Origin of the sequence: Ensifer sp. ENS08 (assembly GCF_014852195.1) — a bacterium.
GTDB classification, from domain to species: Bacteria; Pseudomonadota; Alphaproteobacteria; order Rhizobiales; family Rhizobiaceae; genus Ensifer; species Ensifer adhaerens.
Genome location: NZ_JACVBF010000008.1, coordinates 1 through 23,092, shown reverse-complemented (window position 1 = coordinate 23,092; position 23,092 = coordinate 1). Strand labels below are relative to the sequence as shown.

Sequence of the window (23,092 nt, the reverse complement as noted above, 5' to 3'; positions counted from 1 at the left end):
GCGAAACTGCTACCCGCGGTCCGGCACGTGCCTATCGCCACGGTGCGGTTCTGGCGATCCATTCGCGCGTCCGGCCTTCCGGGTCGGCGTTGCGGGTGATGTCGGTAACGACGGCGGCGATGTCGGCGCCGTGCTCGAAGACGCCGGCGATCCGCTCGACGTTGAGGCCGCCGATGGCGACCAGCGGCAGCAACCCGACACGGTTCCGCCAGGCGGCAAGGCGCGGCAGTCCCTGCGGCGCCCACTTCATAGCCTTGAGAATGGTCGGGTAAACCGGTCCGAGCGCGACATAGTCGGGCTTGGCAGCAAGTGCTGTCTCCAGTTCCGTCTCGTCATGGGTGCTGAGTCCGAGCTTCAGGCCGGCGGCGCGGATTGCAGTAAGGTCGGCCTCCGCCAGGTCCTCCTGGCCGAGATGGACGAAGTCGCAGCCTTCCGCGATCGCCAGTTGCCAGTAGTCGTTGACGATGAGCTGGCAGCCCTGCTCGTCGCAAACGGCCTTGGCCGCGCGGATCTCGCGGCGGATCTCCGCTTCCGTACGATCCTTGACGCGTAGCTGCACCAGCTTGACGCCGAGCGGCACCAGCCGCTCGATCCAATCCGTGCTGTCGACGATGAGATAGAAGGGGTCAAGTTTCACGCAAACACCGCCTTTCCGATGACGGGGGTGGAAGGGACGGCAAAATCGCGCGGTTCGAGCATGCCCGCCTCGAAGGCCTGCCGGCCGGCATCGATCGCGCCCGCGAACGCAGCGGCCATCAGCGCGGGCTTGGCGGCGCCGGCGACGGCGGTGTTGAGCAGGACGGCATCGAAGCCGAACTCCATCACCGTCGTTGCGTGCGAGGGCCGGCCGATGCCGGCATCGACGATCAGCGGCACATCGGGAAAGCTGGCCCGCATTGCCCTGAGCGCCTGGATGTTCTGCGGCCCCATGGCGCTGCCGATCGGCGCGCACCAGGGCATCAGCACCTTGCAGCCGGCTTCCACGAGCCGTTCGGCAACCACGAGATCATCCGTGGTGTAGGGAAAGACTTCGAACCCTTCGGCCGAGAGGATGCGCGCCGCCTCGACCAGCCCGAAGACATCGGGCTGCAGCGTATCGTGGTGGCCGATCACTTCGAGTTTCAGCCAGTTGGTGCCGAAGACCTCGCGCGCCATCTTGGCCGTCAACACCGCCTCTGACACCGAGTGGCAGCCGGCGGTGTTCGGCAGCACGTGCACGCCGAGCGCCCGGATCAGTTCGAAGAAGGCGCCGCCCTGGCGGCCTCCGGCGGTTTCGCGCCGGAGCGAGACCGTGACGACCCCAGTGCCTGACGATCGCACCGCATCTTCCAGAACGGCGGGGGAGGGGTAGCGGGCGGTGCCGAGCAACAACCGTGAGCGCAGGTCCTGTCCATAAAGCGTCAGCATGTCTCAGCCTCCTTTCATCGGCGAGAGAATTTCGATCCGGTCCCTGTCGCTGAGCGCATGACCCGAACGGTCGGCCCGGTGCACCAGTTCGCCGTTGACGGCGGTGGCGAGCCAGTCGCCTTCGAAATCAAGGGCGGCCAGAAGCTCGGTGAGGGTGGTGACGGCGAGGTCGTGATCCTCGCCATTGACGGTCAGTCTCATGCGGCATCTCCCTTCAGGTCCTGCGCAAGCGCGAGGTCGGCTGCTTCCGCCGCCAGGGCCGGCGAAAGCAGGAAGCCATGGCGGTAAAGTCCGTTGATCGTGATGGTCTGCCCGGTGCGCAGGGCGCGCGGCAGGTTGTTGGCGAAGGCGGGGCGGACGCCGGCGCCGGTTTCGACGAGGCGCGCTTCGCCGAAGGCCGGATGCAGCGCATAGGCGGCGTTCAGCAGTTCCATGAGGGAGCGGGCGGTGATCGGTCCGCCGTCATCCGTCTCGATCATCGTAGCCCCGCACATGAAGAGGCCGCCGCCGCGCGGCACGATGTAGAGCGGGATGCGGGGATGAATGAGCCTGACCGGCCGCGACAGCTCCACGTCGCTTGTCTGCAGGTAGAGCATTTCACCGCGCACGCCCCGCAGGCCCGGCTTTTCGCCGATGCGTGCCGCGCCGGCGCAGTCGGCGACGAGATCGTGGTGGCCATCGTCGCTCGTCTCATCGAGGAAGGTGACGCCGTGATCGACAAGCTTCTGCCGCAACCGGCTCAGCGCCCGGCGCGGGTCGAGATGCGCCTCACCGGGAAAAAACAGCGCCTCGCGGAAACGTCCGGCAAGCGCCGGTTCCAGCCGTTCGATCGCGGCGGCGTCGAGCCATTCGAAGCCGGAGGTGCGTGAGGCAAAGCGCTTGAGTTCGCCCGCATCCCGTGGCGGGGCGACGACAAGCGTGCCGTTTCGGGAAACCTCGCCTGGCAGGGCGTCGTCCCACCAGTCAATGGCGCCGATGCCCTTCGTCAGCACCACCTCTTCGGCGCTTTCGCGTTCGCACCAGGGTGCCAGCATGCCGCCGGCAAACCAGGAGGCCGCGCCGGCAAAGCCTGGCTTTTGCTCGACAACCGTCACCGCGACACCGCGGGCGCTAAGTTCATGCGCCAGACAGAGCCCTGCGACGCCGGCACCTTTGACGAGGATCCGCATGGCTCAGTGTTCCCGCGAGGCGTGGGCGGGCCGTCGTGAGGGAAGCGGGATGGTGTTGGCGGTGTGCATGCCGAGGCTCCGATTGTGGAGACCCAGTTCACGAGCGAAGGAAGGGGAAGGACGCCTTGCCGTTGAATGGTCGCGTGAAGGCGACGTTTGCGGCAGCGATGTCTGCACCGTCCCTACGCCAGTATGAACTGGATCAGGTTCAACGGGTCACTGCGCCGCGCAAACCGCATAGCAGAATCTCAGCCCCTTGGCGGGACACCCCTGGTGAATGCTCCAAGCTGACCGTTCGGGACGGTTTTTGTCAAGAGCCAGCATTCGTGTGCCATGCGATCTCATCTGCCGAAAAAATTATCTATAATTTTGCGACGAGAAAGCGGAAGCGTTGGCGGCGTGATGAAAGGAGGTAGGGCAACCGGGTGGAGCGGGTCGAAAAACACCGGAGAAGCCGAGCCGCGTCCTTGTTTCTCGGGTGCGGTACGCCCGATTTCGGAAATGGGAGCTGCGACCGATTGATTGGTGATTGTTGCCCCGTCTCGGCGGTTTCCAGATTCACTCACGGTCAAAAATACAACCTTAAGGGTATGTTCTAACAGAAACTCTCCATCTGGGTGCTTGCGAACTTTGTTGGTCGATAAAATTATAGATAATATCAGATTCTATCTATTTCGCGTTTGCAATGACCTGGAGGACGAGCCGAAATGCTGGACGGAACCCTATCAACTGGCGCTAATTTTACACCGGGTGACGCGGGCGAATCCCGCTGGACCCAAGCGGAAGCTGAAAAAATCTATAATTTGCCGTTCAACGATTTGCTCTACCGCGCACACACGGTCCATCGTGCGCAGTTCGATCCCAACACCATCCAGATGAGCAGGCTGCTCTCGATCAAGACCGGAGGCTGCGCCGAGGATTGCGGCTATTGCAGCCAGTCCGCCCACTATCCGACCGGGCTCAAGGCATCGAAGCTGATGGAGGTCGAGCGTGTGCTTGCCGAGGCGCGACAGGCGCGCGACGGCGGTGCGACGCGCTATTGCATGGGGGCCGCCTGGCGCAGCCCGAAGGACCGCGACATGGACGCGATCGTCGCCATGATCGGCGGTGTGCGGGCGCTTGGCATGGAAACCTGCATGACGCTCGGGATGCTGACGCCGGACCAGTCCGCACGGCTCGCCGAGGCCGGGCTCGACTACTACAACCACAATGTCGATACCTCCGAACGCTTCTACGGCGAGATCATCACCACCCGCAGCTTTGCCGACCGGCTGGAGACGCTCGCGAATGTCCGCGATGCCGGCATCAAGGTCTGCGCCGGTGGCATTCTCGGCATGGGCGAAACCGCCGACGACCGGATCTCCATGCTGGTGACGCTCGCCAATCTGCCGGTGCCGCCCGAAAGCGTGCCGATCAACATGCTGATCCCGATCCCGGGCTCGAAGCTGGCCGATGCAGCGCCCGTCGATCCGATCGATTTCGTCCGCACCATCGCGCTTGCCCGCATCCTGATGCCGCTATCGCATGTCCGGCTTTCGGCCGGCCGGACCGACATGAGCGACGAGACGCAGGCGCTCGGTTTCTTCGCCGGCGCCAATTCGATCTTTGTCGGCGAAACCCTGCTGACCGCCGACAATCCCGGCGAGGACCATGATGCGGCGCTCTTCCGACGCCTGGGGTTGAAGCCGATGGCTCCGGCGGCAAGGCAGGATGCGGCCGAATGACCCTGGGTCTGTTTGCGCGCTATGAGAAGACGCTGGAGGGCCTTGATCGCAAGGGCCGCCGGCGCGCACTTGCCCCCGCTGGCGGCCTCGACTTCACCTCGAACGACTACCTGGCGCTCGCCGCTTCGACGCGGCTGAAGGCGGCGATAACGAGTGCCATCGCGCGCGGCGTGCCGGTCGGCTCCGGCGGCTCACGGCTGTTGCGCGGCAATCACGAAGAACACGAGACGCTTGAGGCGGAAGCGGCCACCTTCTTCGGCGCGGAACGAATGCTCTTCTTCGGCAGCGGCTACGCCGCCAATGCTGCCCTGTTTTCGACGCTGCCGCAGCGCGACGACCTCATCGTCCACGATGCCCTGATCCATGCGAGCGCCCATGAAGGCATCGCTGCGAGCAAGGCCGATGCGGTTGCGGCAGCGCACAACGATATCGACGCCTTTGCCGATGCCATCGGCCAATGGCGCCGCGCCGGCGGCACAGGGCGCCCGTGGATTGCCGTCGAAAGCCTCTATTCGATGGATGGCGATCGGGCGCCGCTCGCCGACCTCTTAGCGCTTGCCGCGCAGCATGACGGCTTTCTCGTCATCGACGAGGCGCACGCGACCGGCGTCTTCGGGCCGGAAGGTCGCGGTCTCGCCGCTGAGCTGGAGGACCGGGAGAACGTCGTCATGCTGCATACTTGCGGCAAGGCGCTCGGTGTTTCCGGCGCACTGGTCGGAGCAAGCGCCGTGCTTTGCGATTATCTCGTCAACCGCGCCCGCAATTTCATCTATTCGACCGCGCCCTCGCCACTCATCGCGGCCGCGGTGCGTGAAGCGCTCGCCGCCCTCGTCGACGAGCCGGAACGCCGCGCCGCATTCGACGGCCTCAGGTCCTTCGCCAACCGGGCGCTCGCCGAGGTGCTCGGCATCGAAGGCAGCGGCTCGCAGATCCTGCCCATCCCGATCGGTGATAACGGCCGAGCGGTCCGCATCGCCGCCCGTATGCGCGCCGAGGGTTACGATGTCAGGGCAATTCGCCCGCCGACGGTGCCGGAAGGCACCGCGCGTCTTCGGATCGCCATCACCCTCAACGTCGACCGGGCCGCAATCGTGCAGATGCTGCAGCAGTTGAAGATCGCGATCGCGAAGGAGCGGCCATGAAAACCCGTATCGTGGTCACCGGTACCGATACCGGCATCGGCAAGACCATCTTTTCCGCAGCCCTTACCGATGCGCTCGACGGTTGCTACTGGAAGCCTGTGCAGTCAGGGCTCGACGAAGAAACCGACAGCGAGACCGTCGCCCGGCTCGGCCGGTTGTCGTGTGACCGCGTCCTGCCCGAAGCCTACAGGCTCGCAATACCGGCATCGCCGCACCTGTCAGCACGGATCGACGGCGTCACCATCGACCCGGAGCATCTTTCCCCGCAAGCGGTGGAACGACCGCTGGTGATCGAAGGCGCAGGCGGGCTTCTGGTGCCGCTGACGGAGCACACGGTCTTTGCCGATGTCTTCGCGCGCTGGCAGATCCCGGTGGTTGTCTGCGCTCGCACCGGGCTCGGCACGATCAACCACACCCTCTTGTCGCTCGAAGCGTTGCGCCGCCGCGCCATTCCCGTTCTCGGCGTCGCCTTCATCGGCGACGCGCAGGAGGATAGCGAAGCGATCATCGCGCGCCTTGGCGGGGTGCGCCGGCTCGGGCGGCTGCCGCGGCTCGACCCGCTGACGCCCGACAGCCTGCGCCACGCCTTCGCCGAGAATTTCAACATCGCCGATTTTCGAGGGATGCCGGCATGAAAAGCTCCACCGTCTGGTATCCCTTCACCCAGCATGCCCTCGAACCGGCGATGCGCCGCATCGTCGGCACCGAGGGTGCCTATCTCGTCGACGAAGATGGCACGTCGATCCTCGATGCGATTTCGTCTTGGTGGGTTATCACCCACGGCCACCGTCACCCCACGATCATGGAGGCGATCCGCAGGGCTACGGAGACCTACGACCAGATCATCTTCGCCGAATATACTCACGGACCGGCGGAAGACCTGGCGCGCGGGCTGATCGAGATCGCACCGCCCGGGCTCGCCCATGTGTTTTATTCCGATAGCGGTTCGACTGCGGTCGAGGTCGCGCTGAAGATGGCGCTCGGGTTCTTCCACAACAGCGGCCAGCCGCGGAGCCGGATCTGTGTGCTGGAGCATGGCTATCACGGCGACACGATCGGCACGATGTCGGCCGGCGAAAGAGGCGTCTTCAATGCCGCCTACGCGCCGCTGCTCTTCGCCGTCGATCGCCTGCCCTTTCCGGAGCCGGGCCGGGAGCAGGCAACGCTCGACGCCTTCGAACAGGCTTGCGCTTCCGGCGAGGTTGCCGCCCTGTTGATCGAGCCCCTGCTGCTTGGCGCCGGTGGCATGAAGACCTATCCGGCTTCCGTGCTGTCCGAGCTGAAACGCATTGCCGAACGGCATGGCAGCCTGCTGATCGCCGACGAGGTGATGACCGGTTGGGGGCGGACGGGCTGCCTGTTTGCCTGCGAGCAGGCCGGGATCGCGCCCGATATTCTCTGCACCTCGAAGGGGCTGACTGGAGGCGCGCTTCCTCTGGCCGCGACGCTTTGCACCTCGGAGATCTTCGAGGCGCATCTTTCGGCCGACCGACGCAAGACCTTCTTCCATTCGAGTTCCTACACGGCCAACCCGATCGCCTGTGCCGCGGCACTTGCCAATCTCGCCGTCTGGAGACAGGAGCCGGTGGGCGCGCGTATCGAAACCTTGGTCGCGCGCCAGCGTCGACATCTGGCGCGTTTCGCCGATGATCCTCGCTTCGGCGACGTTCGCCAAATCGGCACCATTACAGCCCTCGACCTCACGGTGCCGTCCGGCGGCTATCTCGCCGAGGTCGGCCCGCAGCTCAGGGCGTTTTTCCGCAAGCGTGGTTTGCTGATCCGTCCGCTCGGCAACGTCATCTACCTGATGCCGCCCTATTGCGTCACCGATGCCGATCTCGGGCGGGCCTATGACGCGATCGACGAGGCGGCGTCGCTCTTCGGGGCAGGGCAGCTATGAGGCTTGTTCGCTCATCCCGGATCGTCGGTTTCGGCCATGCGGTGCCGGAGCGGCGTGTCGCCAACGGCGAAATCGAGACGACGCTCGGGCTTGAGCCCGGCTGGATCGAGCGCCGCACCGGCATTCGCGAGCGGCGCTGGGCCGCGTCTGAAGACACGCTGTCGGGGCTTGCAGCAAAGGCGGGCGCAATGGCGCTCGAGGATGCCCGCACCCCGGCCGCCAATATCGCCCTGGTCCTGCTTGCGACCTCGACGCCCGATCACCTGCTGCCGCCTTCAGCACCCCTGCTCGCCCATCGTCTCGGCCTTTCCAACGCTGGTGCGATTGACCTTGCCGGCGCCTGCTCGGGTTTCCTCTACGCCCTGACGCTTGCCGACGGTTTCGCGCGGGCTCAGGGAAAGCCGGTGCTGGTGGTGGCGGCCAACATCTTGAGCCGCAGGATCAATCCGGCCGAGCGGGCGAGCGCCGTGCTCTTTGCCGATGCGGCCGGCGCCGTCGTCGTCGCGCCGTCCGATGACCCGCAAACCGGCCTCGTCGGCGTTGACCTTGCCGCCGATGGCAGCCGCTACGATCTGATCTCGATTGCCGCCGGCGGCGGCAACAGGCCGTTTTCCGCCGACACCAGGCCCGAGGACCTGTTGATGACAATGCGCGACGGGCGCGAGATGTTCGCGCAGGCGGTGGAGATGATGACGGCCTGTGCCGTGAACGCCATGGACGCCGCCGGCTGCGTGGCCTCGGACATCAGCCGCTTCGTGCCGCATCAGGCCAATGCCCGCATTTTCGACGCCGTCTGCGATCGTCTCGGCATCGCGCCGTCGAAAACGGTGCGCACGATCTCGGACTACGGCAATTCGTCGGCCGCGACCATCCCGCTGTCGCTATCGCTGGCGCACCGAGAAAAACCCTTCGTCTCCGGCGAAAAGCTGTTGCTGACGGCGGCCGGCGCGGGGCTTGCGGGAGGGGCGGCAGTGCTCGCGATCTGATGACGTGTCGACGGCAGCCACGCCGCGTAACCTGGGGCGCGCGCCGTGATGTCAGGGTGTTGAGGGCGCGGCGCAAGAGCCGCGTTTCATCAGCATTGGCTGCAGCTTGTATTCCTCCTGCAGCGCATGGCTGCCGAGCACGCCTTCGAGTGCCAGCCGGGCGATCTCGTCGATCGGCTGGCGAATGGTGGTGAGCCGCGGCAGCACCAGCGAAGCCAGAGGAATGTCGTCGAAGCCGACGATCGAAAGGTCGTTCGGGACCCGAAGCCCCATGTCGTCGGCGGCGCGCAGCAAGCCGATTGCCTGCTGGTCGCTGGCGGTGGCGATCGCCGTCGGGCGACTTGCTACGGGTTGCGTCAGCAGCTGCTTACCAAGTTCTTCACCTGAGCGGTAGTCGAAGTGCCCCTCGACGATCTGCGGCGGAACGTAGTCGCCTGGGTGGCTTTTCCGGAATTCCTCGAGCCGTTGAACGAAACCGCCGCGGCGCTCGCCGGAGACTTCGGTCGTGCCGGGACCGCTGATATAGCCAAGCCGACGATGGCCGAGCGAAAGCAGGTGGTCCGCGGCGAGATAACCGCCCTGACGATTGTCGACGGACACGAGCGCATGGCCGCTCAAGGGCCGGTCGACGGTCACCGTGCGCGTGCGCGACGCCAATCCATCGACGAGGCTGTTGCTGACGGGAACGAGGATCAGCCCGGCCGGCAACCGTCCGAGCAGGGTTTCAATCTGCTGCTTCTCGGCGTCCGGGTCGTCATGGGTGTTGGCAAGCAGCACCGAGTAGCCCTCGGCGGAAGCCAACATCTCCACCTGTTTGGCAAGCTCGGCAAAGAAGGGGTTGGTGATGTCAGGCACGACCAGGCCGATAATGTCGGTCTTGGCGAGCCGGAGGCTGCGACCGAGAATGTTCGGTCGGTAGCCGATCGCGTCGATCGTCGCTTCGACCTTTGCCCTGATGTCCTCGCTCACCGTCTTGTTCTTGGCAAGCACACGCGAAACCGTGCCGACGGACACCCCGGCGCGCTGGGCAACATCCTTGATCGTCGGGTTCAAACGGTCGGCTCCCTATCACGTTCGCTGCATCGATCAGGAGGGAAAAATCATGCAACGGATCAAAGTCTTACGCCAGCGACCGCGGGTCCGCCCGACGGCAGCTGGCCTTCCTCTTAGATCAGAGAATGCCGCGAACCGGTAGCGGCTTCCAGCACAAATTTCTCAGCGATGAAACGTTTCATATTGACAGCGATACCGCCTTTCTATCTTCTAAAGGTCGAAGCGGGCCACGCATGTTCATGTGATGAAACGTTTCATTGATGGTTGGAGGACCATCTTTTCACCGGAGGAGAACCCATGAAATTTTCCCTGTATGCGTCTATCGTCGCACTTACCGTTGCCACCGCATTGCCGACACTTGCCATGGCTGCCGATAAACCCGTCGTCGGCCTCGTCATGAAGTCGCTTGCAAACGACTTCTTCAAGAACATGCTGGAAGGCGCCGAAGCACATGCGCAGAAGCGTGGCGACTACGAGCTTAAAGCCATCGGCATGCAGAACGAGACCGATTTCGAGAGCCAGCTGAATGGCGTCGAGAACTTCATTACCCAGGGCGTCGATGCGATCGTGATTGCGCCGGCCGACTCCCGCGCCATGGTCGCGCCGCTGAAGAAGGCGATGGATGCGGGCATTGTCGTCATCAATTTCGACGTTTCGCTCGACGAGCAGGCAAAGAAGGATGCCGGCGTCGATCTGGCCTTCGTCGGCCCTGACAATCGAGGCGGCGCCAAGATGGTCGGTGATGCGCTCGCCAAGGATCTCGGCGCCGGCGGTAAGGTCGTGATCCTCGAGGGCAATCCGGGCGCCGACAATGCAGCGCAGCGCAAGCTCGGCTTCGAGGATGCGATCGCGGCAGGCAAGCTCGATCTTCTCGATTCTCGGACGGCGCATTGGGAAACGGAAGAGGCCAATTCCGTCTTCTCGACCATGCTGACGGCGCATCCCGATATCCAGGGTGTGCTCGCCGCCAACGATTCCATGGCGATCGGTGTCGTCAAGGCGCTCGACGCGGCTGGCCGAAACGACATCAAGGTCGTCGGCTTCGACAATGTGCCGGCGGTAGCCCCCATGCTGAAGGACGGCAAGCTTTTGGCGACAGTCGACCAGTTCGGTTCGCAGATGGCGGCGAACGCAATCGACAAGGCGCTCGAAGTCGTGGCCGGCGGGCCCAAACTCGAAGGTTGGGTGAAGACCGACATCGAGCTCGTGACCAAGGACAACGTGAAATAGCTCTGAGACCGCGCGTGCGCACCGGGCGCTGCCCGGTGCGCGTCGGCAAGGACAGCATCCGCCGCAGGCCAATGGTTTGCTTGCGCAATTGCTGCGTTTCAAAAGGGCTAGGTCATGATGAACACGCAAACCGTGCAGGCGGAAGCGGCTGGCGTCTCGATGCCGCCGGTTCTGGAACTGCACGATGTTAAGAAGGCCTTCGGGGGTACCAAGGCACTGAACGGCGTCAGCCTCTCCATTCAGCCGGGTGAAGTGCACGGCCTCATCGGCGAGAACGGTGCCGGCAAATCGACTTTGATCAAGGTTCTCTGCGGTATCGTCCGTCCGGACGAGGGCGCAATCAATCTTGCAGGCCGGGCCTATGCGCCGGCCACGCCCCGGGAGGCCAAGGCCAACGGTCTCCAGGTGGTGCACCAGGAATTCAACCTTCTGCCCCATCTGTCGGTGGCGGAAAACATCTTCATCGAGCATCTGCCGCGCAATGCGTTCGGCGTCGTCAGACGGCAGGAGATGCATGCCGGCGCACGGGCCGCACTCGACGCCATCGGCCTCAGCGACATCGACGTGCGCTGGCCGGTCGCGCGCCTCGGCATCGCCCACCGACAGTTGGTCGAGGTGGCGCGCGCGCTGATGACGGAAAGCCGTATTCTCATCCTCGACGAGCCGACGGCGACGCTGACGTCGCGCGAAACCGAGCGGCTGTTCAAGATCGTCAGCGACCTTCGCCGTCGCGGCGTCTCGATCGTTTTCGTGTCGCATCATCTCGACGAGGTCTTCCGCATCTGCGATCGGGTGACGGTGCTGCGCAACGGCGAGACGGTGTTCTCGCGGCCGATCGTCGAGACCAATCAGGACGAACTTGTGCGCGCCATGGTGGGCCGCAAGCTGCAGCAGCAGATGGCGAGCGAAGTGGTCTCGTTTGCTCGGCCGGCACAGGCGTTGTCGCTTGCCCGGTTTCGCCCACCGCAATCGCCGCATGCCGAGGGCATTTCACTGCACCTGCACAAGGGCGAAATCCTGGGGATCGCCGGGCTTGTCGGCTCCGGCCGCACCGAGCTTCTGCGGGCGATCGCGGCCGCTCAACGGCCGCTCTCCGGTGAGCTCTTCCTTGAGGGGAAGCGCGCCTCCTTCCGCTCGCCGCGCGAGGCGATCAATGCCGGTATCGGCTTCGTGACCGAGGACCGGAAAGAGGAAGGCCTGATCCTCAACATGCCGATTTCGGCCAATGTCACGCTCGCGTCCCTCTCGGACGTCTCGCGTGCCGGCATCCTTGACAGGAAGGCGGAAATCGAAGTGACGGAACGGCTCGGCGCCGAGCTCAAGCTGAAATATGGCGGACCCGGCAAGAATGCCGCGACGCTCTCGGGCGGCAACCAGCAGAAGGTGGTGCTCGCCAAATGGCTGGCGCGCAATCCGAAGGTACTGCTGCTCGACGAGCCGACACGCGGCGTCGACGTCGGCGCCAAGGCCGAGATTTATGCCCTGATCCGCCAGTTCGCCGAACGTGGCTTGGCGCTGTTGATCGTCTCGTCGGAGCTGCCGGAACTGATGACCCTGTCGGACCGTATCCTCGTGATGTCGCAGCACCGTGTCGTCGGCGAGCTGTCGCGGCCGGAATTCTCCGAAGAACGTATTCTGCAATTTGCCTACCAGGGCGAGCAGCAACAGGCGAGGCAGTAAGATGCAAGCACTCGAAAAGACACAAGCCGGCGAAACCGTCCATGCCCGCCAGCTGCCGGGCTGGTCGCCAAAGGTGCTCCTGCGCGATGCCGGCATCGGCCTGGCGCTCCTGCTTTTGATCCTCTTCTTCTCGGTCTCGACCGAGCACTTCCTGACGGCCAACAACATCTCCAACATCCTGACGCAGATCACCATCAACCTGATCCTCGCCGTCGGCATGACCTTCGTCATCCTGATCGGCGGCATTGATCTTTCCGTCGGCTCGATGCTGGCCTTCTGCGCCGTCGTCGGCGGCACGGTGTTGACGATTCCCGATCTCTCGGTGTTCCAGGCCGTGGCGCTGGCAACGCTCGCCGCTGTCGGCACCGGCGTCGTCTGTGGCTTCCTGAATGGCTGGATCAGCGCCTTCTGGGGGCTGCCCTCCTTCATCGTCACGCTTGGCATGCTGAACATCGCCCGCGGTGCCGCGCTGCAGGTGACGGACGCACGCACGATCTATTCGTTTCCGCCGAGCTTCAACGCCTTCGGCTCGCAGATGATCTTCGGCATCCCCGTCGTCTTCCTGATCGCGCTGCTGCTCGTCGCGATCGCCTGGTTCGTACTGTCAAAGACGGTGTTCGGCCGGCTGCTCTATGGCATCGGCAACAACGAGGAGGCCGTTCGTCTCGCCGGCCATTCGCTGATGTTCTACAAAGTGGCGGCCTTCACGATTGCCGGTGCGCTCGTCGGCATCGCCGCCATGGTCTACATGGCCCGCCTTAACATCGCGAGCCCGATCATCGGCATCGGCTTCGAGCTGAACGCGATCGCCGCCGTCATCATCGGTGGCACCAGCCTCAACGGCGGCCGCGGCACGGTGATCGGCACCCTGCTCGGTGCCTGCATCACCGGGGTGCTTGCCAACGGCCTCATCCTGTTCGGACTCAGCGATTTCATGCGGCAGATGATCACCGGTGTCGTCATCATCCTCGCGGTAATCATCGACAAGTATCGCGAGCGGCTGACCGGTATCTAAGACCGGGAGCCACGTGCGGACGGATCGCAGCCCGCCGCAACCGACGAAACGCGGTGAAGGACAAGGTGGTCGGGTCGATAGACCCGCCCCGGGGGATCTCTGCGGCCTGGTTTTCACGCAGAAGCAAATGGAGAAGGTTAGGCCGATGCTCAAGAACATCGATCCGGCGCTGAACGCCGACGTGCTGCATGCACTGCGCTCAATGGGACATGGAGACCGGATCGCGATCGTTGACGCGAATTTTCCCGCCGACACGATCGCCCGCCACACCCGGCTCGGCCTACCGCTGCACATCGCGAATGTCTCGGCCGCGCGTGCCGTGCGCGCCATTCTTTCCGTCATGCCGCTCGACACGCCGCTGCAGCCTTCGGCGGCGCGGCTGACGCCGGACGGGGAGGCGGGCGAATTGCCGGCGGTCCAGCGCGAGGTGCAGGCCGAGCTCGTGCGTGCGGATGGTATTCTTTCGAAGATGTATGCGATCGAGCGTTTCGCCTTCCACGAGGAAGCGAAGCGCGCCTATTGTATCATCGTGACGGGCGAGGCGCGCCGCTTCGGCAGCTTCCTCTTCACCAAGGGCGTGGTGCCGCCGGCCAGCCACTGGCACGAGGCCGTCGCCGGGTGAGAGCCACCTTGGCCGCCATCAAAGGGTCGCAAGCTCCCGATTGGAAAGCACGCCATCATTGGCCCGCCTTATCTCGACCTTCCGTTCGAGCTCGGCGACGATGTCTTCGCTGAAATCGATCGAGGTCAGCTCGGCGATCTCGGGCAGGGCGCCGGGCGTGAAGACATTGACCTCCACCAGCTTGTCGCCGACGACGTCGAGGCCGACCAGGAACATGCCGTCGCGCACCAGTTTGGGGCGCATCTCTTCGGCGACGGCAAGCATCGCCGGGGTGACGACGGCCGCGGCGGGCCGGCCGTTGACATGCATGTTGGAGCGCAACTCGCCTTCCGCCGGAACGCGCCGCACGGCGGCATAGGTGTCGCCACGCTTGAGCGGCCGGCCGTTCATCAGGAACAGGCGGACATCGCCCTCCGTCGCCGCCGGCAGGTACTCCTGCGCGATCACATAGCCCATCTCGCTGACGGCCTCGAAGATCTGGTTGAGGTTCGTCTCATGGCTGGAGCCGACCTTGAAGACGTTCTTGCCGCCGGAGCCCTGCAGCGGCTTCAGGATGACGCCTTCGGGATGGGCGTCGAGGAAGGACCGGACCTCCTCCATGTGTTTCGTAATCAGCGTGGTTGGACGGACGACCTCGGGAAAACCCTGCAGATAGAGCTTGTTCTGTGCTGCCGCCAATCCGTCCGGGTCGTTGACGACGATCGCACCGCGCTCGGCGGCGAGCCGCCCGAAGATGATGCCGGCCTGGGTCGCCCAGGGACGCGTTGCGGCATCCTCCGAGGGGTCGTTGCGCAGAAAGAGGATCTGGATATCCGTAATGTCCAGGACCTCGCGCCGCGTCGCATCACCCCGCAGTGCCGCAATGAAGGTTTCAGCCTTGCGCGGCTTTGCGGTTCCGAGAGAAAGCGCATGGACGATCAGGCGGCCGTCGGGTGTTAGAACGAAATCGCCTGGCGTGAGGTAGACGATCTCATGGCCGCGGGCGAGGGCGGCGAGTGCCAGCGACGTCGTCGCATAGAACGTCTCTTCGCCCTCGATGGAGTTGACGAGAAAGGCAATGCGCATTCGGTTTCCTACTCTGAGATCAAGTCGAGCGGGGACAGTCCCCTTTGGGCTCGCTGAAGTCGGTCGCGCGCTTTGACCTCATCGAGAAAGATAGGGCGGAGCGCTGCGGTACCAAGGAGGCCGCGCAGGCTGAGTTCCTGGATCGCGCCGAAATGCGAGGCGGCGATCTTGCCCATCCAGAACGGTTCGAGAGTGCCGCCGCCGGCGAGGTGATCGAGAAGCTGCAAGAGGCCGCGCAGGTAGATCGCGTCCTTGACCAGCCCGCCGCCGCGATAGATGCGCAGCGTGATGTTGAAGGCCTCGGTGGCCGCAAAGCCATGACCGTCGACGAGCAGCCGGTAGGTCTGCGGAAAGGGTGCGCCGTCGAGCATGGCGGCGCAGCCGACGACCCGTGCCGCCAGCACGCGCAGCCGGTCTATCGTCATGCCGGCGCTCAGATATTCGGCAAAGACCGCGAGCCCCTCCTGCATGCCTTCGTAACCGGCCAGTCCGGAGCGAAGGATACGCAGCCCCTGGGCCGAACCGTTGAAATAGGTCAGCAGATGCACACCAATCTCGTGGTTGAGCAGCGCCTCGACGCGATCGGCGTCGAGCGCGGAACTCCTGGCGATCAAAAGCTGGCCGCGCGAAACGAGCAAGCCAGCCGGCAGGTCGTCGCGAATGTCGACGGAGGCGGAAAAATCGGCCGACTGGCGCCGATAGGCCGATATCATCGCCTGGGCGCGCTCCCTTATGTACTCGCAATCGCGCCTGTCTGCGGCCGAAGACCGTGCGTCGCGGCCGGGTGCCGTGCGCGCCAGGATTTCGGAGGCGGCGTCATGAAGCGTGGCTTCCACCGGGCCATAGAGGGCGCGGCCGAACTCGACGAAGGTGCGCGTCTCCCGCGCCGAGATCATCGACAGCTGCAGATCTACCTCCTGCTGCTTTTCCCGGTAGAGGGCGTAGAGCAGCGGATCTTCGAGATGTTCGAAGTTGAGGGAAAAGAGCTTCCGCTTGGCCGTCTCGATCTGCAGCGTCAGCGGCCGGTAGTAGAGGCGCGGACTCTTGGAGAAGCCGCCCGAAGCGAACTCCGTCCAAGCGGCTTCGGCGTTGATTGGCGTCACCGCCAGAAGGAAGTCGAAGCTGGAGGCAATCTCGTCGATGCCGCGGTCGGCGCGCACGACGGCATCGACGAAGGCCTTTCGGCCGAAGGCGCGGTGCGTCGGCAGCCGAAAACTGTCCGATTTTGCGCGGGCGAAAGCAGCAACGGCTCTCAGCCCCGCGTCGAAGATGCTCGCGACCAGCCGCTCGCGCAGTTGCGGATAGATGCGGCGCGTTCCCGGCTCGCAGTAGATCGGCGCGAAGCGCACCGTCAGGTGTGGGGCGTCGAGCGCAAGGGCCTTTCGGCCTGTCGCTGTCGCCGCTGGGCGCTCGACGAGCGTCACGTGCGGCGTGCGGAATTTTCCTTCGATCGTCGCCGCCGTCTCGATCAAGGCCTTGGCGGCGACCTGTTCGGCGGCACGCGCGCCGGCGACCACCTCGATCAAAAAGGGCGGCAGGAAGGGCGCGTCCTTGGCCGGCGGTTCATCGCTTTCGAGCTCGCCGAATTCGAGCACGATGAAAAGGCCGAGTCGCTGTTCGATTACGCGCCCGACACGTTCGATGATTGCGGCGGCGGTATCGATGTCGGGCGCCAGTAGATAGGCGGCGTTCGCCTGGGCGATGTCGCGCGCCACCGGCTGTTGGTGCTCGGCGGCGATGTGCACACAGAGGAAGGGAACGAGGCGGTCGATGTGCAGCCGTCCGCCCTCGCCGAAATCGCGCCGCACGGCGCGGCCATCCGTCAGCCGGCCGATGGCTTCGTCGAGCCAGGCCGGGGCCGGACTTACGGGCGTCGCTTTCTCCTCCGTCATCGCTGCCTCGCCAACGTTTCTGTCAGGATCGGGACGAGGGAAGAGACCAGTGCCCGCAGAGAACGAAGCGCCCGGATATCCGGCTTGCCGGTCCATTCGTCCATGAAGGTCTTCTTGAACTCGATAGCGATCGCGCAGCCGGTCTCGGGAAAATGCTCGTGGATGAAGCGCGTCTGCTCTCCGCGTCCTTGGAAGGCGACGTTCTCGCGTACATCCACCGGCCGGCCGTCGATAGAGGCGGTGCCGAGCGCCGACATCAGCGTATCGATGACGCCGGCCCATCTGGGCCGATCCATCGAGGAGGTCCCGATGTTGATTTCCGGGGCTTCGTCGGGAGCCGCAGGCGCGGCGTCCGGTCCCTGTCGCCGGTGGTTGTAGCTGTGCATGTCGAGCACGATGAAGCGACCGTGGCGGCGCTCGATCGCCGTCAGCATCGAATGCAGCATGGCATAATACTCGTCATGGACGGCGAGGGACGCCTCGATCATCTCGACGGGCGGATGTTCCCGCCAGACGGAAAGGCCCCAGGCTTGCGCCGGCTGAAGATAGACCGCGCCCGTGCGGGCACGGTTGAGGTCGACCTCGAAGCGGGACCTGTGGACGACGATGCGGTTGGCAAGATCGCGGATGACGAACTCGGTGAACGGATCCTCCTCGCGCAGCCGTTCCTCGTCCGTCAGGGCGGTGAGCGCGCGGGCGTCGCTGCGCATCGCGTGCCCGTTGTGGATCGCCGTGCCGACGATCGGCCCATCGCCGCGGTGTGCGGTCCACCAGGTGGTTTCGCTGGCTGAGCGGAACTGTTCCGTCGGCTCGCTTTGCATCTTCGCTCCCGCACTCCCTCGCTCTGGTCGCTACGGGGGTGCAACTCCCCGGTGGCCCGAAGGGTTCCAGAACGGAAGAAATTTCCGGGGCGGTCGGGACGCAAGGCCACCCCGCTCCGACAGCCGCCCTCAACGTTTTTGCTGGCCGATCTCGCCGAGAATCCACTGGCGGAAGGCGCTGATTTTCGGGGCGTTTCGCCGGCTTTCCGGATAGACCATCCAAAAGGCCTGGCTCTCGTCGCAGAGCAGATCGAAGGGCTGGATCAGACGCCCGTCTGCGAGTTCCGCGGCAAAGAAGGCCGGCGTCAGGATCGCCACGCCCTGTCCGGCCGCGGCCGCATTTCCCTCATAGACTTGGGCGCCCATGCTGGAGCCGGGCCGGCTCGCAAGCCCTTCCACCGGCACGTTGGCGGCGGCAAACCACTGCGCCCACCAGGGATCACCGGGGTCGAGAAGCGGCAGGCGCAGGAGGTCGGCCGGTTCCTTCACGCCACCGATGCTGGCCGCAAGGCCTGGGCTCAACATCGGCGAAAAATCGGCGTTGATCAGACGGTGGGCGGCAAGTCCCGGCCACTCGCCGCGGCCTGAGCGAATGCCGATATCGACCTCCTCGCGACTGAAGTCGACGAGATGCGGCTCGGTTTGAAGTCGCACGGCAAGCGAGGGGTGAGTGATCTGAAACGAGCCGAGGCGCCGCGCCAGCCAGTTGGAGGCAAAGGTCGCGATCGTACTGATGACCAGTGTTCCCTGGGCGCCGCCGCGCGCGCTCACATAGGCTTCGCTGAGCTGCTCGAAGACCTGCGTCACCACGGGTGCAAGCCGCTGGCCGACCTCGGTGAGCGCGATCTGGCGTGGGCGGCGGAGGAACAGGGGTGCGCCGATCCGATCTTCCAGCACCTTGATCTGATAGCTCACCGCAGCTTGCGTCATGCCGAGTTCGCTTGCGGCATTGGTGAAACTTCCATGGCGCGCGACCGCCTCGAAGACCCGTATCGCCGTCAATGGGGGAAGCGGAAGTGTCTTATGCATCAAATGGCCTTATGCATGGTGACCGATATTCGATTGGAAGTTGATGCCGTCCACAACCATTTTCAAGGTCCGTCCATTAGACGGATTGATGAAGAGGATGACGGCTATGACGACCATTCAAGTACGTAGTTTTTCGTCGACAAACGATTTTTCCGTCGGTTCCTGGCTGGCGCTCCTGTTCGCGAGGAAGAGCCGGACGACCGATGTCGTCGACGTCAGGGATCTGTCGGATCACCTGAAGCGGGATATGGGCTTTCTCGACGGCAACCGCCCCGACGGGCACGACCTCCCGACCGCATGATTTCGCCCAACCGCATGATTTCAAAAGACCCGGGCGGACCTCCCACCGCCCGGGTCTTTTCTTGCCCGCGACGCAGCGTCGTCGCCCGGGCGGAGCAGTTTTCCACGTCCCGCCCGCTCTTTGGGTCAGAATTCCTTTAATCTACTGTTTAAGTGGATAATCTCAGTGGTGTCGGCCGGCGCGAGTTTGCGGCGGCCGCCTGAGATGAGGTCCATGATGAGCATGTTGCGGCAATACGAGCGTTTGAGTGCAATCCGCGAGGTCCTGCAGGGCCGGCTGGAACTGCACGAGTCACGCGATTGTTTTGGTTTCGACGATATCGAGGATGGCACGGTCCATGAGCTTAAGGATCGCATTGCCGAACTTTCCGATGAGATCTCGACCTTGAAAAGCCGCTGCGGACGCTATCAAAGCTTCGGCCGTCAGTGACCAAATCCGCCATCAATTACCTGAAGTGACGGCGGCACGCCGTCGATGAATGGAACATCCCCATGACGTTGCATGTAAATTCCCGCGTCGCAGATTATGCGATCAACCCGCTTTTTCTCGAGCGCTGGTCTCCGCGCGCCTATTCGGGTGCCGAGATTTCCGAGCCCGAGCTGTTCGAGATTCTTGAGGCTGCTCGCTGGGCGCCGTCCGCCTACAATGCCCAGCCTTGGCATTTCGTCTATGCGCGCCGCGGCAGTGAAGGCTGGGAGAGGCTGCTCGGCCTCCTGAACGAGTTCAACCGGAGTTGGGCGGCGGAGGCATCGGCGCTGATCTTCGTGCTGTCGAAGACTTCACTGTTGCCGCCCGGCGGTAGCGAAGAGGTGGCGTCCTACACCCATTCCTTCGATGCCGGTGCCGCCTGGGGTGCGCTTGCGCTGCAGGCAGCGCATTCCGGCTGGCAGGCGCACGGTATGGCCGGTCTCGACTATGAGCGCGCGCGAACGGAGCTCGGCGTGCCCGAGAACTACCGGATCGAAGCGGCCGTTGCGATCGGGCGTCTCGGCGACAAGGCGCTGCTTCCGCAAGCGCTGCAGCAGCGCGAGCAGCCAAGCCCGCGCAAGGCGCTGTCGGAGATCGTATCCGAGGGCCGGTTCGTGGCCGGCTGACCCGTCAAACGAGGGGGCGGGCAAGGCTTGCCGGCTTGCCCCCTCAGTGGTCGTCGGTCTCATCCCGGCTAGTCTCATTCAGCGCCTGCACGGTGACCGCAGCGACGAGACCGGTCAGTACGATGCCGGAAAAACCGATCACCAGCGCCAGCACCCGAGCGCTCAGATGCTTCGGCGTGATGTCGCCGTAGCCGATGGTCAGGCCCGTGACGAAGGTGAAATAGAACGCTTCGTCGAGCCGCCAGTCTTCGATGCGGCCGATGACGACGCCGGTTCCTGCCATTACGATCAGGATTGCTGAGAAGATCGGCCAGAGCAGCTGAAGCTGCTGGTAGAGATTGGAGAAGAACCGGCGTCGCATTCTCTTCGTCTGCCGCCGGCGTTGAGATTCCGCCACGCAATCCTCCCTCTCGCGGATAGGCCCGGAAGGCGAACCAGCCACGCCCCCAGGACGGTCGGCCCAAGGCTCGCTTGCCGCCGTCGAAATCCCTTCGCGAACGCACCGCCGCCGCTCTGAAGATAGCCCTGAGTCGGGTCGGCTTCCAGCGCCTGTTTTCCGGCCGGCAAACGGGATGCGATGCAGTCAGTTGCATTTCTTGCAACCGCTTTGGCCGAGTGCTATCGCTTTAGAATAATCTCATGAAAGCTCCTGCCAAAGGACAACCCGGATGGCATCGCATGAGCATTCACTTGCCGGCGACGGCCGCTCTCTCTCCGCGGGCCTGCGGCTCGACGTGATCGCAGGTCTTACGGCCGCCGCCGTGGTCCTGCCCAAGGCGATGGCCTATGCCACGGTCGCCGGCCTGCCCGTCAGTGTCGGCCTCTACACCGCCTTCGTGCCGATGATCATCTACGCGCTTCTCGGCACGTCGCGCGTTCTCAGCGTCTCGTCGACCACCACGCTTGCGATCCTCGCCGGCACGCAGCTCGGCCTTGCCGTCCCGGATGGCGATCCGGCCAAGCTGCTGACGGCGACCGCGACGCTGACGGCGCTCACCGGCGCGCTACTGTTCCTGGCATCGCTGCTGCGTTTCGGCTTTGTCGCCAATTTCATATCGTCGCCGGTGCTGATCGGCTTCAAGGCCGGCATCGGCCTTGTCATCGTGCTCGACCAGGTGCCGAAGCTGCTCGGCATTCACATCACCAAGGAAGGCTTCTTCCGCGATATCCTCAGCATCGCCGGGCACCTGTCCGAGACCTCGATGCTCACGCTCGCGATTGCGGCCGCGGCTCTGGTGGCTTTGCTTGCGATGGAGCGCCTCTGGCCGCATTCGCCGGCGCCGCTTCTGGCGGTGGCCGCGGGCATCGCGCTTTCCTGGTTCGCGGGTCTCGCCGCGCTCGGCGTTTCCACCGTCGGCTTCATCCCGCAATCGCTGCCTTCGCTGACACTTCCGAGCTTGGGTCTTGTTCAGGAACTCTTGCCGGGCGCGCTCGGCATCGCGTTGATGAGCTTCACCGAGACCATTGCCGCCGGCCGGGCCTTTGCCGCTCCGTCCGACCCGCCGATCCGGGCGAACCGCGAGTTGCTGGCGACGGGTGCCGCGAATTTCGGGGGCGCCTTTTTCGGTGCCATGAGTGCCGGCGGCGGCACGTCGCAAACCGCCGTGGTGCGAGCGGTCGGCGGCCACAGCCAGATGGCGTCTCTGGTCACCGCGGCGGCTGCGGCTGCGACCATGCTGGTCCTGGCGCCGCTGCTCGGCCTGCTGCCGCAGGCCGTGCTTGCGGCGATCGTCATCGTCTACTCGGTCGGGCTCATCAAGCCCGCGGATTTCCTCTCCGTCCGCAAGGTCCGGCTGATGGAGTTTCACTGGGCGTTGGCCGCCTTTCTCGGCGTGCTGTTTTTCGGCACGCTGCAGGGTATCATCGTTGCAATCGTGCTGTCCTTCATCGGGCTCGCGCGCCAGGCGGCCTCGGCGAAGGTCTATGTCGTCGGCCGCAAGCGCGGCACCGATCGGCTGCGGCCGCTCTCGTCCGCACACCCCGATGACGAGACCTTCGAGGGACTTTTGATCCTACGCCCGGAGGGTCGGCTCTTTTTTGGCAATGCCCAGCAGGTGGCCGACCAGGCGCAGATGCTGGTCGCAAAGCAGAAGCCCAGAGTTGTCGTGCTCGACATGAGCCGGGTTTTCGACATCGAATATTCGGCGCTGCAGATGATGATGGAGGGCGAGCGCCGCATCAGCGAACACGGCGTCACCGTCTGGCTGGCCGAGCTGAACCCGGACGTGCTTGCCTATGTGCGCGCATCCGGCTTTGCCGATCAGCTCGGCCCTGACCGCCTGTTCGTCAATACCCGCACGGCGCTCCAGCACTATCTGGCCGGCGCCGCGCAGGCGTAAAGCAATTCCAGGAAAAGGGCACAGCGGTTTTCCGTCCGGAATTGTGCTCAGAAAATGAGCTATTCCGCCATCATCTCGCCCGTTCCGCCGAAGGCCGGCGGGAAGTCCCGATACTTCGGCAGGCCGTCCTTCATCGGCAGCACCGTCTCCTGATAGTTGACGTGAAGCATCGGCTTGAAGGCAAGCGACGGGATTGCCGCTGCAAAGACGTCGGTGACACCCCAGAGCGGATGTTCGGTCATGAGATGCCCGCCGCAGGCCTTGCACCATTTGCGCACGCTCGTTGCCGTCTTCTGGTAGCCAACCAGATTGTCCGCACCCTTGACGATCTTGACCTTCTCCGGTGGCCAGAGCGTGAAGGCGTTGACCGGGCCTGCCGACCAGCTTCGGCAGGAACTGCAATGGCAATAACCCATGGCGGCCGGATCGCCGCTCACTTCGATCTCGACTGCGCCGCAGAAGCACTTTCCGTTGAGGCTGCCGTTCGCTGCCATGACTTTCTCCAATGAAAGAACGCAAGGGGCAGAACGCCTTGAGTTGGCGGCTTTCCTTGGGTTCGGTTTTGTTCTGACCGGCCTTTTTTGCCGATCGGCTCAATGGTCTTCGTTCCGCTGGACAGGGCC

Annotated in this window: 24 protein-coding genes and 1 riboswitch; of the genes, 13 read left to right on the top strand and 11 right to left on the bottom strand. The window is 64.3% G+C overall.

All coding sequences use genetic code 11. The annotated features are described in order from the left end of the window. Positions 1–31 precede the first annotated feature (31 nt). The 4 genes from IB272_RS18625 to thiO are packed head-to-tail and all read right to left on the bottom strand — an operon-like array spanning position 32 to position 2,576. Positions 32–637 (bottom strand): thiamine phosphate synthase, encoded by a 606-nt coding sequence (locus IB272_RS18625; RefSeq protein ID WP_159415750.1) that lies wholly within the window; start codon positions 635–637, stop codon positions 32–34. Next, positions 634–1,407 carry a thiazole synthase gene (locus IB272_RS18620; RefSeq protein ID WP_192444618.1) on the bottom strand — a complete coding sequence of 258 codons (774 nt, stop codon included), beginning with the start codon at positions 1,405–1,407 and terminating at the stop codon, positions 634–636. The genes IB272_RS18625 and IB272_RS18620 overlap by 4 nt, the downstream gene beginning before the upstream one ends. 3 nt (positions 1,408–1,410) lie before the next feature. Next, a complete protein-coding gene (thiS, locus tag IB272_RS18615) occupies positions 1,411–1,608 on the bottom strand; it encodes a sulfur carrier protein ThiS (protein ID WP_034798454.1) in 198 nt (65 codons plus the stop codon). Beyond that, on the bottom strand, positions 1,605–2,576 hold the full coding sequence (gene thiO / locus IB272_RS18610; protein WP_089042877.1) for a glycine oxidase ThiO: 972 nt from the start codon (positions 2,574–2,576) through the stop codon (positions 1,605–1,607). Before thiO ends, thiS begins: the two co-directional genes overlap by 4 nt. A 161-nt stretch (positions 2,577–2,737) precedes the next feature. Further along, a riboswitch (TPP riboswitch) is annotated at positions 2,738–2,858 on the bottom strand. 425 nt (positions 2,859–3,283) lie between these two features. Here thiO and bioB point away from each other — a divergent pair. The 5 genes from bioB to IB272_RS18585 are packed head-to-tail and all read left to right on the top strand — an operon-like array spanning position 3,284 to position 8,328. After that, a complete protein-coding gene (bioB, locus tag IB272_RS18605) occupies positions 3,284–4,300 on the top strand; it encodes a biotin synthase BioB (protein WP_060529368.1) in 1,017 nt (338 codons plus the stop codon). Continuing rightward, the gene (locus IB272_RS18600; RefSeq protein ID WP_192444616.1) at positions 4,297–5,442 is read left to right on the top strand and encodes an 8-amino-7-oxononanoate synthase; all 1,146 of its coding nucleotides are present in this window, start codon (positions 4,297–4,299) and stop codon (positions 5,440–5,442) included. Before bioB ends, IB272_RS18600 begins: the two co-directional genes overlap by 4 nt. Continuing rightward, positions 5,439–6,077 (top strand): dethiobiotin synthase, encoded by a 639-nt coding sequence (bioD, locus tag IB272_RS18595; RefSeq protein WP_110818830.1) that lies wholly within the window; start codon positions 5,439–5,441, stop codon positions 6,075–6,077. Before IB272_RS18600 ends, bioD begins: the two co-directional genes overlap by 4 nt. Further along, positions 6,074–7,342 carry an adenosylmethionine--8-amino-7-oxononanoate transaminase gene (locus IB272_RS18590; protein WP_192444613.1) on the top strand — a complete coding sequence of 423 codons (1,269 nt, stop codon included), beginning with the start codon at positions 6,074–6,076 and terminating at the stop codon, positions 7,340–7,342. The genes bioD and IB272_RS18590 overlap by 4 nt, the downstream gene beginning before the upstream one ends. Next, on the top strand, positions 7,339–8,328 hold the full coding sequence (locus tag IB272_RS18585) for a beta-ketoacyl-ACP synthase III (protein ID WP_192444611.1): 990 nt from the start codon (positions 7,339–7,341) through the stop codon (positions 8,326–8,328). The genes IB272_RS18590 and IB272_RS18585 overlap by 4 nt, the downstream gene beginning before the upstream one ends. Before the next feature lie 51 nt (positions 8,329–8,379). Here the strand turns inward: IB272_RS18585 and IB272_RS18580 are convergent, their stop codons facing one another. Next, complete coding sequence (locus IB272_RS18580; RefSeq protein ID WP_192444609.1) at positions 8,380–9,381, bottom strand: LacI family DNA-binding transcriptional regulator; 1,002 nt, start codon at positions 9,379–9,381, stop codon at positions 8,380–8,382. A gap of 297 nt (positions 9,382–9,678) precedes the next feature. Between IB272_RS18580 and IB272_RS18575 the strand changes: the two genes are divergently transcribed. From IB272_RS18575 to IB272_RS18560, 4 genes are all read left to right on the top strand, one after another. Beyond that, complete coding sequence (locus IB272_RS18575) at positions 9,679–10,611, top strand: sugar ABC transporter substrate-binding protein (RefSeq protein ID WP_034798471.1); 933 nt, start codon at positions 9,679–9,681, stop codon at positions 10,609–10,611. A gap of 117 nt (positions 10,612–10,728) precedes the next feature. Beyond that, the gene (locus tag IB272_RS18570; protein WP_060529386.1) at positions 10,729–12,291 is read left to right on the top strand and encodes a sugar ABC transporter ATP-binding protein; all 1,563 of its coding nucleotides are present in this window, start codon (positions 10,729–10,731) and stop codon (positions 12,289–12,291) included. Between the two features lies 1 nt (position 12,292). Beyond that, positions 12,293–13,306, top strand: coding sequence for an ABC transporter permease (locus IB272_RS18565; RefSeq protein WP_060521908.1), 1,014 nt, complete (start codon positions 12,293–12,295; stop codon positions 13,304–13,306). 145 nt (positions 13,307–13,451) lie between these two features. After that, positions 13,452–13,928, top strand: a complete 477-nt coding sequence (locus tag IB272_RS18560) for an RbsD/FucU domain-containing protein (RefSeq protein WP_034798473.1) — start codon at positions 13,452–13,454, stop codon at positions 13,926–13,928. A gap of 18 nt (positions 13,929–13,946) precedes the next feature. Here IB272_RS18560 and IB272_RS18555 read toward each other — a convergent pair whose 3' ends face one another. The 4 genes from IB272_RS18555 to IB272_RS18540 all read right to left on the bottom strand — a co-directional run bounded on the left by IB272_RS18555 (position 13,947) and on the right by IB272_RS18540 (position 18,735). Next, positions 13,947–14,993 (bottom strand): glutathione synthetase, encoded by a 1,047-nt coding sequence (locus IB272_RS18555; RefSeq protein WP_060529375.1) that lies wholly within the window; start codon positions 14,991–14,993, stop codon positions 13,947–13,949. A gap of 8 nt (positions 14,994–15,001) precedes the next feature. Continuing rightward, a complete protein-coding gene (locus IB272_RS18550) occupies positions 15,002–16,885 on the bottom strand; it encodes a flavohemoglobin expression-modulating QEGLA motif protein (protein WP_192444607.1) in 1,884 nt (627 codons plus the stop codon). Continuing rightward, positions 16,882–17,706, bottom strand: coding sequence for an N-formylglutamate amidohydrolase (locus tag IB272_RS18545; RefSeq protein ID WP_113135650.1), 825 nt, complete (start codon positions 17,704–17,706; stop codon positions 16,882–16,884). The genes IB272_RS18550 and IB272_RS18545 overlap by 4 nt, the downstream gene beginning before the upstream one ends. A 129-nt stretch (positions 17,707–17,835) precedes the next feature. After that, positions 17,836–18,735 carry a LysR substrate-binding domain-containing protein gene (locus IB272_RS18540; protein WP_060521913.1) on the bottom strand — a complete coding sequence of 300 codons (900 nt, stop codon included), beginning with the start codon at positions 18,733–18,735 and terminating at the stop codon, positions 17,836–17,838. A 106-nt stretch (positions 18,736–18,841) separates the two neighbouring features. Here IB272_RS18540 and IB272_RS18535 point away from each other — a divergent pair, with 106 nt between their 5' ends. From IB272_RS18535 to IB272_RS18525, 3 genes are all read left to right on the top strand, one after another. Then, positions 18,842–19,036 (top strand): hypothetical protein, encoded by a 195-nt coding sequence (locus tag IB272_RS18535; RefSeq protein ID WP_034798505.1) that lies wholly within the window; start codon positions 18,842–18,844, stop codon positions 19,034–19,036. A 165-nt stretch (positions 19,037–19,201) separates the two neighbouring features. Then, positions 19,202–19,465 carry a hypothetical protein gene (locus IB272_RS18530; RefSeq protein WP_250807752.1) on the top strand — a complete coding sequence of 88 codons (264 nt, stop codon included), beginning with the start codon at positions 19,202–19,204 and terminating at the stop codon, positions 19,463–19,465. Positions 19,466–19,527: 62 nt separating this feature from the next. Beyond that, positions 19,528–20,130 (top strand): nitroreductase family protein, encoded by a 603-nt coding sequence (locus IB272_RS18525; protein ID WP_060583919.1) that lies wholly within the window; start codon positions 19,528–19,530, stop codon positions 20,128–20,130. Between the two features lie 43 nt (positions 20,131–20,173). Here the strand turns inward: IB272_RS18525 and IB272_RS18520 are convergent, their stop codons facing one another. Then, positions 20,174–20,491, bottom strand: a complete 318-nt coding sequence (locus tag IB272_RS18520; protein ID WP_034798484.1) for a potassium channel family protein — start codon at positions 20,489–20,491, stop codon at positions 20,174–20,176. 307 nt (positions 20,492–20,798) lie between these two features. On the opposite strand from IB272_RS18520, the gene IB272_RS18515 reads away from it, so the two are divergent. Then, complete coding sequence (locus tag IB272_RS18515; RefSeq protein WP_034798485.1) at positions 20,799–22,469, top strand: SulP family inorganic anion transporter; 1,671 nt, start codon at positions 20,799–20,801, stop codon at positions 22,467–22,469. A gap of 59 nt (positions 22,470–22,528) precedes the next feature. On the opposite strand, the gene IB272_RS18510 is transcribed toward IB272_RS18515, so the two are convergent. After that, positions 22,529–22,963: a GFA family protein gene (locus IB272_RS18510; RefSeq protein WP_034798487.1), complete on the bottom strand. Its 435-nt coding sequence runs from the start codon at positions 22,961–22,963 to the stop codon at positions 22,529–22,531. Positions 22,964–23,092: the final 129 nt, after the last annotated feature.

Coding starts and splice junctions, on each gene's coding strand:
- IB272_RS18520 (WP_034798484.1), bottom strand. CDS start 20,491: ATGCGACGCCGGTTCTTCTCCAATCTCTACCAGCAGCTTCAGCTGCTC.
- IB272_RS18540 (WP_060521913.1), bottom strand. CDS start 18,735: ATGCATAAGACACTTCCGCTTCCCCCATTGACGGCGATACGGGTCTTC.
- IB272_RS18565 (WP_060521908.1), top strand. CDS start 12,293: ATGCAAGCACTCGAAAAGACACAAGCCGGCGAAACCGTCCATGCCCGC.
- IB272_RS18575 (WP_034798471.1), top strand. CDS start 9,679: ATGAAATTTTCCCTGTATGCGTCTATCGTCGCACTTACCGTTGCCACC.
- bioD (WP_110818830.1), top strand. CDS start 5,439: ATGAAAACCCGTATCGTGGTCACCGGTACCGATACCGGCATCGGCAAG.
- IB272_RS18525 (WP_060583919.1), top strand. CDS start 19,528: ATGACGTTGCATGTAAATTCCCGCGTCGCAGATTATGCGATCAACCCG.
- IB272_RS18600 (WP_192444616.1), top strand. CDS start 4,297: ATGACCCTGGGTCTGTTTGCGCGCTATGAGAAGACGCTGGAGGGCCTT.
- IB272_RS18585 (WP_192444611.1), top strand. CDS start 7,339: ATGAGGCTTGTTCGCTCATCCCGGATCGTCGGTTTCGGCCATGCGGTG.
- IB272_RS18515 (WP_034798485.1), top strand. CDS start 20,799: ATGGCATCGCATGAGCATTCACTTGCCGGCGACGGCCGCTCTCTCTCC.
- IB272_RS18570 (WP_060529386.1), top strand. CDS start 10,729: ATGAACACGCAAACCGTGCAGGCGGAAGCGGCTGGCGTCTCGATGCCG.
- IB272_RS18550 (WP_192444607.1), bottom strand. CDS start 16,885: ATGACGGAGGAGAAAGCGACGCCCGTAAGTCCGGCCCCGGCCTGGCTC.
- IB272_RS18535 (WP_034798505.1), top strand. CDS start 18,842: ATGACGACCATTCAAGTACGTAGTTTTTCGTCGACAAACGATTTTTCC.
- thiO (WP_089042877.1), bottom strand. CDS start 2,576: ATGCGGATCCTCGTCAAAGGTGCCGGCGTCGCAGGGCTCTGTCTGGCG.
- IB272_RS18510 (WP_034798487.1), bottom strand. CDS start 22,963: ATGGCAGCGAACGGCAGCCTCAACGGAAAGTGCTTCTGCGGCGCAGTC.
- thiS (WP_034798454.1), bottom strand. CDS start 1,608: ATGAGACTGACCGTCAATGGCGAGGATCACGACCTCGCCGTCACCACC.
- IB272_RS18555 (WP_060529375.1), bottom strand. CDS start 14,993: ATGCGCATTGCCTTTCTCGTCAACTCCATCGAGGGCGAAGAGACGTTC.
- bioB (WP_060529368.1), top strand. CDS start 3,284: ATGCTGGACGGAACCCTATCAACTGGCGCTAATTTTACACCGGGTGAC.
- IB272_RS18545 (WP_113135650.1), bottom strand. CDS start 17,706: ATGCAAAGCGAGCCGACGGAACAGTTCCGCTCAGCCAGCGAAACCACC.
- IB272_RS18590 (WP_192444613.1), top strand. CDS start 6,074: ATGAAAAGCTCCACCGTCTGGTATCCCTTCACCCAGCATGCCCTCGAA.
- IB272_RS18620 (WP_192444618.1), bottom strand. CDS start 1,407: ATGCTGACGCTTTATGGACAGGACCTGCGCTCACGGTTGTTGCTCGGC.
- IB272_RS18560 (WP_034798473.1), top strand. CDS start 13,452: ATGCTCAAGAACATCGATCCGGCGCTGAACGCCGACGTGCTGCATGCA.